Raw genomic sequence first — 16,943 nt, forward strand, 5'->3', positions numbered from 1 at the left:
CGCCCCACCGGCCCGCCCGACGGAGCACGGCCGGGCACCGACCGAACCCGAAGGACACCCATGCGCTCGACCACCCGTTCCCTCGCCGCGGGCGCCCTCGCGCTCGCCACGGCGCTCGCGCTCACCGCGTGCGGCACGACCGAGGACCCTGCGGCCGCCGACGACGCCGAGGCGACGACCGACGCCGCGTCCGGCCCGGTCACCGTCACCGACGAGCGCGGCGAGGTCACGCTCGACGCCCCGGCGACCGACATCGTGTCGCTCGAGTGGGGCCTCACGGAGAACCTCGTCGCGCTCGGCGTCGAGCCCGTCGGGCAGGCGGACGTCGAGGGCTACAACACCTGGGACACCGTCGCGCCGATCGACGCCAGCACTCCCGACGTCGGCACGCGCGGCGAGCCCAGCCTCGACGCGATCTCCGCGCTCGAGCCGGACCTCGTCGTCACGACGACGGACCTGCCGGAGAACGTCATCGCCCAGATCGAGGAGGTCGCGCCGGTGCTCGCGCTGCGCGGCTCCGACGCCGAGGACCCCATCGGCTACATGCGCTCCACGGTCGAGACGCTCGGCACCGTCACGGGCCGTGAGGACGAGGCGGCCGCCGCGCTCGAGACCTACGACACGAAGATCGCCCAGGCCACCGCGGCGCTCGACGAGGCAGGCCTCGCCGGGGCCGACTTCACGATGGCGGACGGCTGGATCGCCAACGGGGCCGTCTCGATCCGCATGTACACGCCGGGCTCGTTCTTCGGCGCCATCGGCGAGGAGATCGGCCTCGTCAACGCGTGGACCGAGGGCGGCGACCCCGACTACGGGCTCGCGCAGACCGACGTCGAGGGCCTGACCCAGCTCGGCGACGTCCAGTTCCTCTACGTCGCGAGCGAGTCCGAGGCCAACCCGTTCGAGGAGGGCCTCGCCGGCAACGCCGTGTGGGAGCAGCTGCCGTTCGTCACGGCCGGGAACGTGCACCGCCTGCCCGACGGCATCTGGATGTTCGGCGGCCCGCTGTCCGCGGCGGCCTACGCCGACGCGGTCGTGGACGCGCTGACGGCCGCCTGAGACCGGTCCGCACCACCACCGAGCGCGGCCGCGCCCGGACGACGAGAAGGCTGACGAGAACCACAGTGCTGACGAGGACACCGTGACGCGGCGCGAGCAGCGCACGACGGCGGAGCCGGACACCCTCCTCCTGGAGGACCCGGCTCCGGCCGTCGTCCCGAGCACCGACGGGACGGCCGACGACGGTCGCGCGAGCGACGGCCCCGCGACGACCGTGCCCCGACCGAGGACGTCGCGCCTCGGGATCGCGGGGGCGTTCGTCGTCGCGCTCGTCGTCGCGGCGGTGCTGGCCGCCGTGCACCTCACGCAGGGCACGGCCGACGTCGGCCCGCTCGACATGCTGCGCCTGGCGACCGGGGGCGACGGCGTCGACCAGACGGTCGCCGTCCTCGTCGCCTCGCGCGTGCCGCGGCTCCTCGCGGGCCTGCTGCTGGGCGTCGCGCTCGGCGTCGCCGGTGCGGTGCTCCAGTCGGTCGCGCGCAACCCGCTCGCGTCGCCCGACACGCTCGCCGTCAACGCGGGCGCCTACCTCACGGTCGTCGTCGTCGCGGCGTTCGGCATCTCGATCCCGTTCTACCTCCAGGGCGGGCTGGCCTTCCTCGGCGGGCTGGCCGCGGCCGGGCTCGTGCTCGTCCTCGCGCGCGGCGGCGCCGACGGACCGACCCGGCTCGTGCTCGCAGGGTCGGCGATCATGCTCGCGCTGCACTCGCTGACGATGGTCCTCCTCGTGCTCTTCGAGCAGGAGACGATGGGCCTGTTCGCGTGGGGGAGCGGGTCCATCGTCCAGTCGGGCACGCGCACGGTCTCGATGGCGACGCCCGTCGTCGTGGTCGGCGTCCTCGCGGCCCTCCTCCTCTCCCGCCGCCTCGACCTCCTGGGCCTGGGGGACGACGCCGCGACCGTCCTCGGCGTCGACGTGCGCCGCACGCGCGTCCTGTCCGTCCTCGTCGCGGTGCTCCTCGCGTCCATCGCGGTGACGGTCGCGGGACCGGTCGGGTTCGTCGGTCTCGCCGCACCGGTCGTGGCGCGGCTCGTCGCGCGCCGGGTGCCCGGGCTCGGCCGGCACGTGCTGCTCCTGCCGTTCGCGGCCATCGTCGGCGTGGTCGTGGTCCTCGGCGCCGACGTGCTGCTCCGCCTGCTGCTGCCGGGCATGCTGTCCATCGCCGTGCCGACAGGCATCGTGACGACGATCCTCGGCGCGGTCCTGCTCATCTGGCTCGCGCGGCGCCTGCGCGACTCCGGTCCGGCGTCGTCGCGCGGCGCGCACGGGTCGTTGTCCCGCCCGCGCTCGCGCCGGGCCGTGCTCGTCGTCGTGGTCGTCCTGTCGCTCGCCGTCGCCGCGGCCGCAGTCGCGGGCCTGCTGCTCGGGGACCGGGTCGTGCTGCTGGGCGACGTCGCGAACTGGTGGAACGGCCTCTCCGGGCGCCATGTGACGTTCGTCCTCGACCAGCGCTTCCCGCGCGTCCTCGCCGCGCTCCTGGCCGGCGCGGCGCTCGCGCTCGCCGGGACGATCGTGCAGGCCGTGTGCCGCAACCCGCTCGCCGAACCGAGTCTGCTCGGCGTCACGTCGGGCGCCGGGCTCGGGGCCGTGACGATGATCCTCCTCGTCCCCGGCGTCGGGATCTGGCCCATGTCCGCCGCGGCAGCCGTCGGGGCGTTCGCGGTGTTCGGGCTCGTCTACGGGCTCTCCTACCGCGGCGGGCTCAGCTCGGACCGGCTCGTGCTCATCGGCATCGGCGCCCAAGCCGGGGTCATGGCGCTCATCACGCTGCTCGTGGTCGTCGTCGCGCCGTGGGACGTGAACCTCGCGCTCACGTGGCTCTCCGGCTCCACGTACGGGCGGACGCTCGAGCAGCTCATCCCGGTCGCGCTCGCGCTGCTCGTGCTCACGCCGCTCACCGCCGTCTACCGCCGCGACCTCGACGTCCTGGCGCTCGACGACGACACCCCGCGCGTCCTCGGCGTCGCGCTCGACCGCACGCGTCTGCTGCTGCTCGCGGCCGCGGCGCTCCTCACGGCCGCCGCCGTGTGCGCGATCGGGGCGCTCGCGTTCGTCGGCCTCGTCGCGCCGCACGCCGCGCGGGCGCTGGTCGGCGCGCGGCACGGTCGTGTCGTCCCCGTCGCGATGCTGCTCGGCGCGCTTCTGGTGTCCGTCGCGGACACGCTCGGCCGCGTCGTCATCGCTCCGGAGCAGATCCCCGCGGGACTCGGGACGGCCCTCCTGGGCGCGCCGTACTTCGTCTACCTGCTGTGGCGCAGCCGCGGCCGCGGAGCGTGACGCGTCTCACGGTGCCGGAGCCGGGTCCGCGTCCCGGACGGGTTGACCCCGGTGAGGGTGCGTAGGTTAGCCTCACCTGTGTGAGCCAGACCGTCGTCGCACCCCGCACCCGAGCCCGTCGCCCCGTCGCTCGGGCGACCGCGCCGTGGCGCTTCTTCGACGTCGAGGTGGCGCGCGTCGAGCAGCTCACGCCCAGCTTCCGCCGGTTCACGTTCACCGGCCCCGAGCTCGACCTCTTCGGGGACCCGGGCCTCGACGTGCGGATCAAGTTCGTGCTCCCCGCAGCCGACGGCGGCTACGAGCACCTCGTGCGCGACGCCGACTCCTGGTACGCCGCGTGGCGCGACCAGCCCGAGGAGCGCCGCAACCCGCTGCGCACCTACACGACCGTCGCGGTGCGCCCCGAGGCGCGCGAGGTCGACGTGGACGTCGTGCTGCACGGCGACGCCGGGCCCGCATCGCGCTGGGCGCTGGCCGCCGAGGTCGGCACCCCGCTCGTCCTGCTCGGCCCGGACGCGACGTTCGACGGCCCCGCCGGCGGCATCGAGTTCCGCCCGCCCACCCGCCCGCACGCGCTCCTGCTCGCCGGCGACGAGACCGCGCTGCCTGCGATCGCCGCGATCTGCGAGGACCTGCCCGCCGACGCGTGGGGCGAGGTCTACGTCGAGGTGCCGCACGTGGGCGACGCGCGCGACCTCGTCACGCCGCCCGGGGTGCGCGTGACGTTCCTGGCCCGCGACGACGCCCCCGGCGGGGAGCGCGACGCCCATGGCGCGCGCCTCGTGCCCGCCGTCAAGGAGGCCGCCGAGCGCATCCTCGGCGCGGGCGTCCTCGGGACCGACCCGCCCGCCCAGTGCCGCACGGCCGAGGACCTCGAGGACGTCGACGTCGACGCGTCGATCCTCTGGGAGGTCCCCGGGCTGCTCGAGGAGGACACCGTCCTCTACGCGTGGCTCGCGGGCGAGGCGAGCGCGATCAAGACCCTGCGCCGCCACCTCGTCACCGACCTCGGCGTCGACCGCCGCGCCGTCGCGTTCATGGGCTACTGGCGAGAGGGCCGCGCCGAGAGCTGACATGCTCCACGAGACGAGAGAAGTGGCCCCTCACCGAGCTCGGTGAGGGGCCACTTCTCGCATCTCGGCTCATCGTCGTGGATGTGGCCGCGGCCGCGCGGTCCGACCCTGGTCGGCGACGGGAACAGGAAAGGGAGGCCGACCGGCCTCCCTTTCCAAGGTATAGCGCACGGGGGGTCTTGCGGCAAGGCCCCCCTGGGGGCGCAGAATCTCCGCTCGTGCGTGGGTCGTCGTGGTCCGCGCCGTCCCCGCTGGACCTCGGACCGGAGCTGATGACGTTGCCCGACGCCCCCGTGACCGCCGACCGCTCGACCGACCGTCCCACCCCCAGGCCCGCACGGGTCTTCGACCTCCCCGACCACCTGGCCGCGAAGGCCGACCCCGCGCTCGTCGACGCCGACGAGCGGCACTTCGCCGCCATCGCGGCGAGCCTCGAGCACTCCGTCGCGGACCTCTCGCAGCGCCTCGACGCGGCGCGCCGCGCGCCCGGCGGGAGCGGGACCGAGGCGCTCGAGCGAGACCAGGAGATCCACCGGCTCAGCAGCCGGCTGCGGCTGCTCCAGCGCTACGGCGTCGACCTGTGCCTGGGCCGCATGACCTTCGGCGACGGGTCGGAGCCCGTGTACGTCGGTCGCGTGGGCCTCACGGACCCCGCGGGGGAGCGGCTGCTCGTCGACTGGCGCTCGCCCGCCGCCGAGCCGTACTTCGCCGCGACGCCCGCGCACCCGCTCGGCCTCGCGGCGCGGCGCCGCTACCGGTGGACGCGCGGCCGCGTCACGGACTACTGGGACGAGGAGCTCGTGCCCGACGGCGCGGGGTCGGGCGCGGCGCTCGACGACCAGTCCGCGTTCGTCGCCAGCCTGGGCGCGAGCCGGTCGCCGCGCATGCGCGACGTGCTCGGCACGATCCAGGCCGACCAGGACGCGATCGTGCGCGCGGGCTCGCGCGGCGCGCTCGTCGTCGACGGCGGCCCCGGCACCGGCAAGACCGTCGTCGCGCTGCACCGCGCCGCCTACCTGCTCTACGCCGACCCCCAGGTGGGCGGCGGGCACGGGGGCGTGCTCGTCGTCGGGCCGAGCCGCCCCTACCTCGCGTACGTCGCCGACGTGCTGCCCGGGCTCGGTGAGGAGGGCGTGCAGGCCTGCACGCTGCGCGACCTCGTCCCGGAGGGCATCGCGGCGCGCGAGGAGACCGACCCCGAGGTCGCCCGGCTCAAGGCGTCCGCCGCGCTCGTCGCCGCGATCGAGCCGGCCGTGCGCTTCTCCGAGCGCCCGCCCGCGGAGGGGATGGAGGTCGAGACGCCGTGGGCCGACGTCTGGCTCTCCACCGCCGACTGGGCGGAGGCGTTCGAGTCCGTGGACCCCGGCACCCCGCACAACGAGGCGCGCGACGAGGTCTGGGCCGCGCTCGTCGAGATCCTCGTGGACAAGGCGGTGGGCGAGGTCCCCGACCTCGACACCGACGACGTGCGCCGCGCGCTGCGGAGCCATCGCGGACTCGGTGCCGCGTTCGACCGCGCGTGGCCGCTCGTCGAGGCCACGGACCTCGTGGCCGACCTGTGGTCGGTGCCCGCCTACCTGCGCCTGTGCGCGCCGTCGCTCACGCCCGAGGACGTGCGCGCGCTCCAGCGCGCGGATGCGCAGGCATGGACGACGGCGGACCTGCCGCTGCTCGACGCCGCCCGGCAGCGTCTGGGCGACCCGGAGGCGTCGCGCCGCCGTCGTCGCAACGAGGCCGCGGCGGCGGCCGAGCGGGCCCGCATGGACGACGTCGTCGACCACCTCGTGGCGTCCGACGACAGCGAGCTCATGGTCATGACGATGCTCAAGGGGCAGGACCTGCGCGACGCGCTCGTCGACGAGGGGGCGATGGTCACGGCCACGCCCGACCGGCTCGCCGGCCCGTTCGCGCACGTCGTCGTCGACGAGGCGCAGGAGCTCACCGACGCGGAGTGGCAGATGATCCTGAGCCGCTGCCCGTCACGCAGCGTCACGGTCGTCGGGGACCGGGCGCAGGCCCGCCACGGGTTCGCGGAGGGCTGGCGCGAGCGGCTCGGGCGCGTCGGGTTCGACCGGGTCGCGGAGGCGTCGCTGAGCGTCAACTACCGCACGCCGCAGGAGGTCATGGCGGCGGCGGAGCCCGTCATCCGCGCGGCGCTCCCGGACGCCAACGTCCCGGCGTCGGTCCGCAGCACGGGCGTGCCGGTCGCCTACGGCGCGGTCGCGGACCTCGACGGGGTGCTCGACGGCTGGCTCGCCGAGCACGCCGAGGGCACGGCCTGCGTGATCGGTGGCGCGGGGTCCGTCGCGGCGTCGACCGAGTCGGTCTCGGCGCGGCTCGGCGAGGACGGGGCGTCGCGTGTGCAGGTGCTCACGCCCGAGACGGCGAAGGGCCTCGAGTTCGACCTCGTCGTCCTCGTGGACCCGCAGGGATTCGGCGACGGCGTCGAGGGCGCCGTGGACCGCTACGTCGCGATGACGCGCGCGACGCAGCGGCTCGTCGTCCTCGAACGCTGAGGACCCGGCGCCGAGCACGACATGGAGGTCGCCAAGAAGCCTGTGGCGACCGTCATGTCGTGCTCGGCAGGGTGGGACGGGTCAGGCGACCGGGACAGCCAGGTCCTCGACGACCTCGACGCCGGGCAGGCGGGCCAGCAGGTCACCGGGGAGCAGCAGCTTCGAGCGCCGCACGCCGCTGCCGATCAGCGCGAGCGCGCCGTCGGTCACCACGCGGGAGTCGACGAGCACGCGCCACCCCTCGGGCAGTCCGACGGGCGTGATGCCGCCGTACTCCATGCCGGACTCGGCCGTCGCGCGGTCGGTCGGCAGGAACGACGCCTTGCGCACGTCGAGCAGCTTGCGGATGCGCGTGTTGACGTCGGCGCGCGTGTGCGCGCGCACGACGGCGGCGGCGATCCGCTCGTCGCCCGCGCGTGCGCCGCCCACGACGACGCAGTTCGCCGACGCCTCGACGGGCAGGTCGAACGCGGCGTTGAGCGTCGCGGTGTCCGCGAGGTCGGGGTCGATCTCCGTCACGGCGACGAGCGCCGCGACGTCCGGGTCGGCCTCGGCCCAGCGGCGCAGCGCGTCGGCGGTCACGGGGGCGACGAGGTCGAGGTGGTCGAGCGCCGGCTCCCAGGTGAGCGAGCCGAGCGTGGGCAGGGTCGTGCGGGCGTCCATGGCGTCAGCCTGCCATCCGGTGGGCCGTCGTGCGGTGAGGACCGGATGTCGAGCATGCGCCTGCGTCCGCCGAGCATGCGGTCGTGGCTCGTGCCGTCCGCCGTACGGGCTGCGACCCCATGTTCGGCCGGGGGATGAGGTTCAGGTAGAGGTCGAGAGTTCGGGTCAACCCTCGAGCGCGGGTCGAGAGTTGCGGCGGGCATCTCGGACGAAGCCGACGGCTCTCACCTGCGGAGTTGACACCCCGTCGCGGCGGTCGTTCACTGGAAGTGTTCGAACGTCTGTTCGAACGATGGCGGGTGCAGAACGACGCCCCCAGCAGTCGACGCGCGGTGCGCGTCCCGTCCGAGCAGCATCCCGGGAGGCGAGATGACCCTTCTCGCCGACCCCGCGGAACGGGCGGGGGCACCAGGCCCGACGGCCGCGCCCGTCGACAAGGCCGAGCGTGCCCGGGCCGTCCTGCGCCGTGCGGAGGAGCGTACGGGCGTCCGCCGACACCGCCCGGTCGCCGCCCCCTCGGGAGCGTCGGTCGCCGTCGCGCGCGCCGACACCGCCCCCCTCGCCGAGGCTGTCCCGCTCACCGGCGTCTCCTCGCCGAAGACCGCCCGGCCGGCTCCTGTCGCGCCGGCCGAGCGCCCGGCGCGCGCCCCCCACGTCACGATGCGGGACACGAGCCGCGACGCGATCCCGGACGAGCGGGTGTGGCCGGTGCACGACGCGCTCGCCCCGCTCCTGCCGCTCGGCGGGCTCCAGCGCGGCACCGTGCTGGCGGTGCGCGGGTCGACGAGCCTCCTGCTCGCGCTCGTCGCACGACCGTCGCGGGCCGGGGCGTGGACCGCCGCCGTCGGGTTCCCCGCGGTCGGGCTGCTCGCGGCCGCCGACGTCGGCGCGGACCTCGACCGCGTCGTCCTCGTCCCGCGGCCGGGACCGGACGCGGCGCTCGCGATCGCGGCGCTCGTCGACGGCCTGGACGTCGTCGTCGTCGGACCCGACGCCGCCCTCACCGACACCGACCGGCGCCGCCTCACGGGCCGCGCACGCGAGCGCGGGGCGCTGCTCGTCGCGGCCACGGCGTGGCCGGGCGCGCACGTCGCGCTCACGGTGACGGGTGGCGGCTGGTCCGGCGCGGACCGCGGGGCGGGCTGGCTGCGCCGCCGCACGCTCGTCGTCGAGCGCGCGGGCCGCGGGGGTGCCGCACGCCCCACGCGGGTCGAGGTCGAGCTCCCGCTCGCCCACGAGGACTGGCCCGCGTTCCTCGCCGAGGACGCCCGGGGCACCCGGCCCGCAGCCGAGGTCGGAGCCGCCGACGCCGGCCCCGTCCCCGCCCACGTCGACGACCCCGACCGGCCCTCCCGGCTCCGGCTCGTCGGATGAGCACGAGCCCGACCCGCACGGCGGCCCTGTGGGTGCCGGACTGGCCGGTGCTCGCGGCGATGGCGGTGCGCGACGTCCCTGCGCACGTCCCCGCCGCGACGCACGACGGACGCCGCGTCGTCGCCGTCTCCGCGACCGCGCGCGCCCAGGGCGTGCGCCGGGGCATGCGCCGTCGCCGGGCCCGCGAGTGCTGCCCCGAGCTCGAGCTGCTCGACGTCGACGACGCGCGCGACGCCCGCGAGTTCGAGCCCGTCGCGCTCGCGGCCGAGACCGTCGTCGCGGGGCTGGAGATCACCCGGCCCGGCCTGCTGCTCCTGCCCGCCGCCGGGGCGAGCCGGTACCACGGGTCGGACGCCGCGCTCGCGGAGGCGCTCGTCGCGCGCGTCGCCGAGCGCACCGGGCACGAGAGCCAGGCGGGCGTCGCCGACGGCATCCTCGCCGCCGTGCTCGCCGCGCGGGACGCCGCCGTCGTCCCGCCCGGCGGCTCTGCCGCGTTCCTCGCGCCGCGGCCCGCGCGCGACCTCGCGCACGTCGCCACGCGCCCCGACGTCGCCGTCGCGATCGACGAGCTCGTCGACCTCCTGGGCCGGCTCGGCGTGCGCACCCTGGGGGCGCTCGCGGCCCTGCCGCCCGCGACCGTCGAGGGGCGCTTCGGCGACCTCGGCGCGTGGGCGCACCGGCTCGCGCGCGGCGAGGACCTGCGCCCGCCCGCGCGGCGCCGCGTCGAGCCCGACGTCGCGGTGAGCGCCGAGCTCGACCCGCCCGCCGAGCGCGTCGACGTCGCGACCTTCGCCGCGCGCCGGCTCTCCGAGGACCTGCACGACCAGCTCGTCGCACGCTCTCTCGTCGCCGGGCGGCTGCGCATCACCGCGCGCACCACGGAGGGCGACGACCTCGAGCGCACCTGGCGGCTCGACGGGCCGGGTGCGATGAGCCCCGCACGCCTCACGGACAAGGTCCGGTGGCAGCTCGAGGGCTGGCTCACCACCACGTCCGTCCGTGCCGGGCGTGCGGCCCGGGCCGCGCGCCGTGGCAGGCGTGGCGGCGAGCACGGCTCGCCCGGCGGGGCCGACGTCGTCCCAGGCGTCGCGCCGCTGGCCCGCCTGTCCCTCACGGCCGAGGAGGTCGTCACCGCGGGTGCGGAGCAGCCGCGCCTGTGGGGCGCGTCGAGCGGGGAGGACGCACGCGCCCACCGCGCGCTCGGGCGCGTGCAGGGCATCCTCGGCGGCGACGCGGTCCTGCGCGTCGAGGTCCAGGGCGGTCGCGACGCGACCGACCGCGTGCACCTCGTGCCGTTCGGGGAGGACGTCGCGCGCCCGCGCGACCCGGCCCTGCCCTGGCCCGGCGCGCTGCCGAGCCCCGCGCCGGCGGTCGTGCCCGTCGAGCCGCAGGACGTCGTCGTGCTCGACGTCGCGGGGCGGCCCGTCGTCGTGGACGCGCGCCTCGCGATGAGCGGCGAGCCCGCGACCGTGCAGTGGCCCGCCCCCGCGCCGGAGGACGGTCCGCGCCGCGCGGCGCCCCGGGGCGAGACGGCGCTGCCCGGGCCGGGGTCCGCGCGCGCCGTCGTGGACTGGGCCGGGCCGTGGCCGCTCGCCGAGCGCTGGTGGACGCCCGCGCCCCGGCGCCGGGTGCACGTGCAGGTCCTGCTCGACGACGGCCGCGGCCTGCTCCTCGCGAGCGCGCGCGGGCGGTGGACCGTGGAGGGCCTGTATGACTGACCGGACCACCGGCCCGCGCTACGCCGAGCTCCACGCGCACTCCGCGTTCAGCTTCCTCGACGGCGCGTCGCACCCCGAGGAGCTCGCCGCCGAGGGCGCGCGGCTCGGGCTGTCGGCGCTCGCGGTCACCGACCACGACGGCCTGTACGGCGTCGTGCGGTTCGCGGAGGCCGCGCGCAAGGTCGGGCTGCCCACGATCTTCGGTGCCGAGCTGCACCTGCCCGTCGTCGAGGACGGGCGTGCGCCCGCGGGACCGCCCGTCCTGGACCCGCCCACCGGCGTGCCCGACCCGCGTTCGACCCACCTGCTCGTCCTCGCGCGGGGGGCGCAGGGCTACCGCAACCTGTCGAGCGCGATCGCCACCGCACACCTCGCGACCGGGACCAAGGGCGCCGCCCGCTACGACCTCGACGCGCTCGGCGCGCAGGGCGCGGGCGAGTGGCTCGTGCTCACCGGGTGCCGCAAGGGCTCCGTCCGGCGGGCGCTCGTCACCGCCGGGCGCGCCGCGGCGCGCCGCGAGCTCGACCGGCTCGTCGCCGTGTTCGGCGCGGACAACGTGGCCGTCGAGATCACCACGACCGACGACCCGCGCGACGCCGACCTGCACGCGGCGCTCGCCGACCTCGCCGCGGACGCCCGGCTGCCGCTCGTCGCGACGACCGCTGCGCACTACGCCCACCCGCGCGACGCCGACCTCGCCGGGGCGCTCGCCGCGGTGCGCGCCCGCTCGTCGCTCGACGACCTCGACGGGTGGCTCCCCGGCGCCCCGACGACCCACCTGCGCTCGGCGGCGGAGATGCTCGCGCGACACCCCCGGCACCCGCAGGCCGTCGCGACCGCGGCCGCGCTCGGGGACGAGTGCGCGTTCGACCTGCACCTCGTCGCGCCCGACCTCCCGCCGTACCCGGTGCCGGACGGGCACACCGAGGCGACCTGGCTGCGCGAGCTCGTGCGACGCGGCGGCGAGAACCGGTACGGGCCGCGCGACCAGGAGAAGATCCCGGGCGCGTGGGCGCAGATCGACCACGAGCTGCGCGTCATCGAGGACCTGCACTTCCCGGGGTACTTCCTCGTCGTCTACGACCTCGTGGAGTTCTGCCGCGTCAACGGGATCCTGGCGCAGGGCCGCGGCTCGGCCGCGAACTCCGCGGTCTGCTACGCGCTCGGCATCACGGCCGTCGACGCGGTGAAGCACGGCCTGCTGTTCGAGCGCTTCCTCGCGCCCGAGCGCGACGGCCCGCCGGACATCGACGTCGACATCGAGTCGGGGCGGCGCGAGGAGGTCATCCAGCACGTCTACGCGACGTTCGGGCGCACGCACGCCGCGCAGGTCGCGAACGTCATCTCCTACCGGCCCAAGTCGGCCGTGCGCGACGCGGCCCGTGCGCTCGGGTACGACGTCGGGCAGGCCGACGCGTGGAGCAAGTCCATCGAGCGGTGGGGCTCGCTGCGCGGCCCCGACCCGTCGTCGCCCGCGGCCGACCGGGCGGCGAAGGAGCGGGCGATCGCGGCAAAGACCCCGGGGCCCACGAGCCCGGCCGCGCCGAGGGTGACGACGCGGACCGCCCGGAAGGACGCCGCGACGGCGCGCCTGTGGGGGAGCCGCGACTGGTCGCCCGACCTGAGCGGCCGGGGCGCGCGCGTCGTCGACCCGCTCGCCGTGGACGAGGGCGAGGTCCTGCGCGCGGACGACACGCACGACGTCGTGCCCGCGCACCGGCCGCCGTCGGCCGCGCAGGAGGGCGAGATCCCGGACGCGGTGCTCGACCTCGCCGACCGGATGCTGCGCCTCCCGCGGCACCTGGGCATCCACTCGGGCGGCATGGTCATGTGCGACCGCCCCGTCATCGAGGTGTGCCCCGTGGAGTGGGCGCGCATGGAGGGCCGCACCGTCCTGCAGTGGGACAAGGAGGACTGCGCGGACGCGGGGCTCGTGAAGTTCGACCTCCTCGGCCTCGGGATGCTCACGGCGCTGCGCATCGGGTTCGACCTCGTGGAACGGCACGAGGGCGGGGCGCGCCTCGCGCTGCACACGCTGCCCGAGGACGACCCGGCGGTGTACGACCTGCTGTGCGCGGCCGACACCGTCGGCGTGTTCCAGGTCGAGTCGCGCGCACAGATGGCGACGCTCCCGCGCCTGCGTCCGAGGACGTTCTACGACATCGTCATCGAGGTCGCGCTCATCCGCCCCGGGCCCATCCAGGGCGGCTCCGTGCACCCGTACATCAACCGCGCGCGGGGGCGGGAGAAGGTGGCGTTCCTGCACCCGCTGCTGGAGAAGTCGCTCGGCAAGACGCTCGGCGTGCCGCTGTTCCAGGAGCAGCTCATGCAGATGGCGATCGACGTCGCGGGCTTCTCCCCGAAGGAGTCCGACCAGCTCCGGCGCGCGATGGGGTCCAAGCGGTCCGTCGAGCGCATGGAGGAGCTGCGCGGGCGGCTCATGGACGGCATGCGGAAGAAGGGCGTCGCGGACCCGGCCGTGCGCGAGGAGATCTACGACAAGCTCAAGGCGTTCGCCGACTTCGGGTTCCCCGAGTCGCACGCGTACTCGTTCGCGTTCCTCGTCTACGCGAGCTCGTGGCTCAAGGTGCACCACCCCGCCGCGTTCTACGCGGGCTTGCTCGCGGCGCAACCCATGGGGTTCTACTCGCCCCAGTCGCTCGTCGCCGACGCACGCCGCCACGGCGTCACGGTGCTGCGCCCCGACGTCAACGCGTCCGGCGTCGAGGCGACGGTCGAGCGGCTGCCCGCCGACCGTGCGGTTGCGCCCGCCGACCATGCGGATACCGATCGTCCTGGCGCCCGGACGGGCGACAGCCGCATGCTCGGTGGGCAGGTACGGGTCGACACCGCGTTCGGTCCGGAGCCCGATCTGGGGCTCGCGGTGCGGCTCGGGCTCGCGAGCGTGCGCGGGCTCGGGAAGGACGCGGCCGAGCGCGTCGTCGCGGCGCGCGGGGCACCGGGGGAGGGGCGGCCGTTCCGGGACCTGCGCGACCTCGTGCGGCGCGTCGACCTCACGACCGCCCAGCTCGAGGGGCTCGCGACCGCCGGCGCGACGGACTGCCTCGGCGTGACCCGGCGCGAGGCGCTGTGGGCGGCGGGCGCGCTCGCGCAGGAGGGCCCGGGGACGCTGCCGGGCGTGAGCGTCGGGGTCGAGGCCCCGGCGCTGCCCGGCATGACCGAGGTCGAGACCGCCGTCGCCGACGTCTGGGCCACGGGCGTGTCGACCGACTCCTACCCGACGCAGTACGTCCGCGACGGACTCACCGCGGCCGGGGTGCTCACCGTCGTCGGCGCCGTGGCGGTGTCGCGCGAGATCGAGGAGGTCGACGAGGCGGAGCGCGCGGCGGGCGAGGTGCCGGGCACGCGCCCGCACCCGCCGTCGCGCGTCGCCGTGGGCGGCGTCGTCACGCACCGGCAACGGCCCGGGACCGCCGGAGGCGTGACGTTCCTGTCGCTCGAGGACGAGACGGGCATCCTCAACGTCGTCTGCTCGCCCGGGCTGTGGCAGCGGTTCCGGAAGGTCGCGCGCGGGTCCGCGGCGCTCGTCGTACGCGGGCGGCTCGAACGGGCCGACGGCGCCACGAACCTCGTCGCGGAGCACCTCGCCCCGCTCTCGCTCCAGGTCGCGACGACGTCGCGCGACTTCCACTGACGCCGAGCCCGGGGTCAGCGGTCACGTCGGCGGCCCGGTGCCCCCAGGCCCCGGGTTCGTCGCCGTCCGGCCGCCCTGATCGTGACCGCCGGCGCGCGAGCGGGCCAGGGAGCCGTGAGGTGCAGGCAGGTCATCGGGCGTGGGGCTACCGGGCGATCGGGGCGGCGACGCAGACCTCGAACGTGTCGCGTGCGCGGCGCAGCAGGTACCGGACCTCCTGCGCCTCCTGCTCGTTCGCGTACTCGTCGCGGTAGCTCCAGCGCACGCGCGCCCACACGAGCGCGTCGCCGACCTCCTCGACGTCCTCGAGGTGCGCGACGACGCCGACCAGGCCGCGCTCGCGGAACCCGCGCGCGGTCTCGGTGGTCGACTCGCGCACGTCCTCCGGGTCCGCGAGGAGCAACGACCCGGTCGACCCGACCACGAGCGCCGGGAACGCGTAGCTCTCGCCGATCGTGTCGAGGTCGCCCGTGGAGAGTGCGACCCCGTAGGTCGTGAGGAACGTCTGGACGTCGTCGGCGTCGAAGGACTCGGTGGAGGGATCCATGGTCCCGTTCTACCCCGTCGGTCCGGCGTCGGCGCGGTCGGGCGCCTCGGCCGTGCGCGTCAGGTGGTCAGCCCCGCGGTCACCTGCTCGAGGAGCGCGAGGTCGGCGAGGACCGTCGCGTGCTCGGCGTCGAGCCGGGCGGCCTGCCCGTCGGGGGCCGCCGTGCGTGCCGTCGTGCCGACGGCCGTGCCGGACGCCGGCGCGAGGATCGCGAGCGCGTGGTCGAGCACCGGGGCGAGGTAGTCGGCGTCGAGCACGATCTCGGAGCGCCCGACGCCGCGCGGCGTGCGCACCGCGACCGTGAACCCCGCGGTCGGGTGCGCGCCCGGGTCGAGGAACCGCAGCCGGACCGCGACGTCGCCGAGGCGCGTGGTCGCGACGATCCCGTCCGCCGAGGTCGTCACGACGGGCGGCGCCCACCCCGCGCCGGGAGGACCGCCGACCACGGCGCGAGCCGCCTCCACGACGTGGATGCCGAGGAAGAACAGCCCGTCCCGCTCGTCGTCCGGGTCGGCGGGCCCGGACACCTCCACGACCGGCCCGGGCGACGTCGTCGCCGCCTCGGCCGTCGATGCCGTCTCGGTCGTGCGGTCCGCGAGCACGGCGCGCGCGGCCACGACCTCCGGCGCGAACCGCAGCGCGGACGCCGTGGTCACGGCGGTGCCGTGGGCCCGGGCCACGTCGAGCGTGGTGCGCGCGTCGGCGACCGAGGCCGCGAACGGCTTGTCGACGAGCACCGGGACGCCCGCGCGCAGGAGCGTGCGGGCCGCGACGCCGTGGAGCCGGCCCGCGCGGTGGGCGACGATCGCCGCGTCGATCCGCCCGACGACGTCGGGGACGGTGAGCTCACCCGCGCCGACGGCCAGCCCGCCCGCGGCGGCGAGCTCCGCGCGCCGGGCCGGCTCGCCGTCGACGAGCGCGACGACGCGCACGCCCGGCCAGCGCCGCTCGACCTCGACGAGCCGGACGTAGTGGTCGGCGTGGGAGGAGTCGAGGCCGACGAGGGCGAGGCGCAGCACGCGGTGATCGTCCCACGCCGCGTGCTGCGTCCTCCGGTCGTCGTACCGTCACCACGCCTCGGCGAGCAGCAGCGCGAAGAGCTCGTCGGCGTCGGTGTCGAGCCCGCGCGCGGCGAACCACGCGGACATCGTGCGGCAGTCGCGCAGCAGGAGCTCGGTGCCGAACGGGTTCGCCACGAGGTCGACGACCTGCGGCAGGTCGATGATGACGAGCCGGTCCCCGTCCGCGAGGACGTTGTACGGCGACAGGTCGCCGTGCGCGTAGCCGAGGCGGGCCAGCACGGCCATGCCGTCGCGGAGCTGGTCCCACCACGACGCGAGCAGGTCCGGGTCGGGGCGGGTGCGCGCGAGCCGGGGCGCGGCCTCGTGCGCGACGCCGTCCGACGTGCCGACGAACTCCATGAGGATCTCGTTGCCGTCGATCTGCACCGGGTAGGGCACGGGGGCGCCGGCGGACCACAGCTCGCCGAGCGCGGCGAACTCCGCCGCGGCCCACTGCCCGGCCGCGACCTGGCGGCCGTAGCGGGACTTGCGGTCGAGCGCGCGCCGGTCGCGCGTGCGGCGCACGCGGCGGTCCTCGGTGTAGACCGTGTCCCGCCGGAACGCGCGGTGGTCGAGGTCCCGGTAGCGCTTGGCGGCGAGCAGCGTGCGTTGCGAGGCGTCGTCGGGGACGGCGCGCTCGACGAGGAACACGTCCGCCTCCTTGCCGGTCTTGAGCATGCCCAGCTCGGTGTCGACGGCCGCGTCGGCGGTCACGACCCAGTCGGGGCGCGGCTCGGGTCCGCGCTGCCCCTTCTCGACGGCGGACCACGTGGACCAGCGCTGGTCGTCGCCGAGCGCGGCGTCGAGGACGCCTGCGACGGGACCGGCGTCGTCGGCAGCGTCGTCACGGCGCCGCAGACGGCGGGGCGGGGGAGTGCGAGGGTCTCCCGCGAACGTCGGCGGGAGGTACGGGTCGGGGTACAGCAGGTCGTGCTCGGGCACGGGTGGGCTCCTTCGGGCGGGGAGCGCACGGCGCTGCCGCTGCCGCCTCGCGGGCGG

At 76.3% G+C, this 16,943-nt stretch carries 11 protein-coding genes; 7 read left to right on the forward strand and 4 right to left on the reverse strand.

The annotated features are described in order from the left end of the window. Nucleotides 1–60 precede the first annotated feature (60 nt). The 4 genes from AC6CH9_RS18180 (at nucleotide 61) to helR (ending at nucleotide 6,926) form a co-directional block, all read left to right on the forward strand. Nucleotides 61–1,059, forward strand: coding sequence for an ABC transporter substrate-binding protein (locus AC6CH9_RS18180; protein WP_498156156.1), 999 nt, complete (start codon nucleotides 61–63; stop codon nucleotides 1,057–1,059). Between the two features lie 130 nt (nucleotides 1,060–1,189). Continuing rightward, nucleotides 1,190–3,337, forward strand: coding sequence for an iron ABC transporter permease (locus tag AC6CH9_RS18185; protein ID WP_498156189.1), 2,148 nt, complete (start codon nucleotides 1,190–1,192; stop codon nucleotides 3,335–3,337). A gap of 80 nt (nucleotides 3,338–3,417) precedes the next feature. Beyond that, complete coding sequence (locus tag AC6CH9_RS18190) at nucleotides 3,418–4,410, forward strand: siderophore-interacting protein (protein ID WP_498156157.1); 993 nt, start codon at nucleotides 3,418–3,420, stop codon at nucleotides 4,408–4,410. 272 nt (nucleotides 4,411–4,682) lie between these two features. After that, nucleotides 4,683–6,926: an RNA polymerase recycling motor ATPase HelR gene (gene helR, locus AC6CH9_RS18195; protein ID WP_498156158.1), complete on the forward strand. Its 2,244-nt coding sequence runs from the start codon at nucleotides 4,683–4,685 to the stop codon at nucleotides 6,924–6,926. Nucleotides 6,927–7,007: 81 nt separating this feature from the next. Here helR and AC6CH9_RS18200 read toward each other — a convergent pair whose 3' ends face one another. Then, nucleotides 7,008–7,589 (reverse strand): YbaK/EbsC family protein, encoded by a 582-nt coding sequence (locus AC6CH9_RS18200; RefSeq protein WP_498156159.1) that lies wholly within the window; start codon nucleotides 7,587–7,589, stop codon nucleotides 7,008–7,010. Nucleotides 7,590–7,958: 369 nt separating this feature from the next. On the opposite strand from AC6CH9_RS18200, the gene imuA' reads away from it, so the two are divergent. From imuA' to AC6CH9_RS18215, 3 genes are read left to right on the forward strand one after another with little or no spacing between them, the layout of a single operon-like run. Then, on the forward strand, nucleotides 7,959–8,963 hold the full coding sequence (imuA', locus tag AC6CH9_RS18205) for a DnaE2-dependent mutagenesis accessory factor ImuA' (RefSeq protein WP_498156160.1): 1,005 nt from the start codon (nucleotides 7,959–7,961) through the stop codon (nucleotides 8,961–8,963). Next, the gene (locus tag AC6CH9_RS18210) at nucleotides 8,960–10,681 is read left to right on the forward strand and encodes a DNA polymerase Y family protein (protein WP_498156161.1); all 1,722 of its coding nucleotides are present in this window, start codon (nucleotides 8,960–8,962) and stop codon (nucleotides 10,679–10,681) included. The genes imuA' and AC6CH9_RS18210 overlap by 4 nt, the downstream gene beginning before the upstream one ends. Continuing rightward, nucleotides 10,674–14,336, forward strand: coding sequence for an error-prone DNA polymerase (locus AC6CH9_RS18215; protein ID WP_498156162.1), 3,663 nt, complete (start codon nucleotides 10,674–10,676; stop codon nucleotides 14,334–14,336). The genes AC6CH9_RS18210 and AC6CH9_RS18215 overlap by 8 nt, the downstream gene beginning before the upstream one ends. A gap of 145 nt (nucleotides 14,337–14,481) precedes the next feature. Here the strand turns inward: AC6CH9_RS18215 and AC6CH9_RS18220 are convergent, their stop codons facing one another. Genes AC6CH9_RS18220 through AC6CH9_RS18230 form a run of 3 tightly spaced genes read right to left on the reverse strand, consistent with a single transcriptional unit; the run spans nucleotide 14,482 to nucleotide 16,886 of the window. Then, nucleotides 14,482–14,883, reverse strand: a complete 402-nt coding sequence (locus tag AC6CH9_RS18220) for a DUF6841 family protein (RefSeq protein ID WP_498156163.1) — start codon at nucleotides 14,881–14,883, stop codon at nucleotides 14,482–14,484. Nucleotides 14,884–14,942: 59 nt separating this feature from the next. Next, nucleotides 14,943–15,902 carry a Gfo/Idh/MocA family oxidoreductase gene (locus AC6CH9_RS18225; protein WP_498156164.1) on the reverse strand — a complete coding sequence of 320 codons (960 nt, stop codon included), beginning with the start codon at nucleotides 15,900–15,902 and terminating at the stop codon, nucleotides 14,943–14,945. A 48-nt stretch (nucleotides 15,903–15,950) separates the two neighbouring features. Then, nucleotides 15,951–16,886: a serine protein kinase RIO gene (locus tag AC6CH9_RS18230; protein ID WP_498156165.1), complete on the reverse strand. Its 936-nt coding sequence runs from the start codon at nucleotides 16,884–16,886 to the stop codon at nucleotides 15,951–15,953. Nucleotides 16,887–16,943: the final 57 nt, after the last annotated feature.

The sequence above is a fragment of the Cellulosimicrobium sp. GQ32 genome, assembly GCF_059758455.1.

Excerpts from the sequence above, each read along its gene's own strand:
- AC6CH9_RS18215 (WP_498156162.1), top strand. The coding sequence starts at position 10,674 with ATGACTGACCGGACCACCGGCCCGCGCTACGCCGAGCTCCACGCGCAC.
- imuA' (WP_498156160.1), top strand. The coding sequence starts at position 7,959 with ATGACCCTTCTCGCCGACCCCGCGGAACGGGCGGGGGCACCAGGCCCG.
- AC6CH9_RS18200 (WP_498156159.1), bottom strand. The coding sequence starts at position 7,589 with ATGGACGCCCGCACGACCCTGCCCACGCTCGGCTCGCTCACCTGGGAG.
- helR (WP_498156158.1), top strand. The coding sequence starts at position 4,683 with ATGACGTTGCCCGACGCCCCCGTGACCGCCGACCGCTCGACCGACCGT.
- AC6CH9_RS18210 (WP_498156161.1), top strand. The coding sequence starts at position 8,960 with ATGAGCACGAGCCCGACCCGCACGGCGGCCCTGTGGGTGCCGGACTGG.
- AC6CH9_RS18180 (WP_498156156.1), top strand. The coding sequence starts at position 61 with ATGCGCTCGACCACCCGTTCCCTCGCCGCGGGCGCCCTCGCGCTCGCC.
- AC6CH9_RS18220 (WP_498156163.1), bottom strand. The coding sequence starts at position 14,883 with ATGGATCCCTCCACCGAGTCCTTCGACGCCGACGACGTCCAGACGTTC.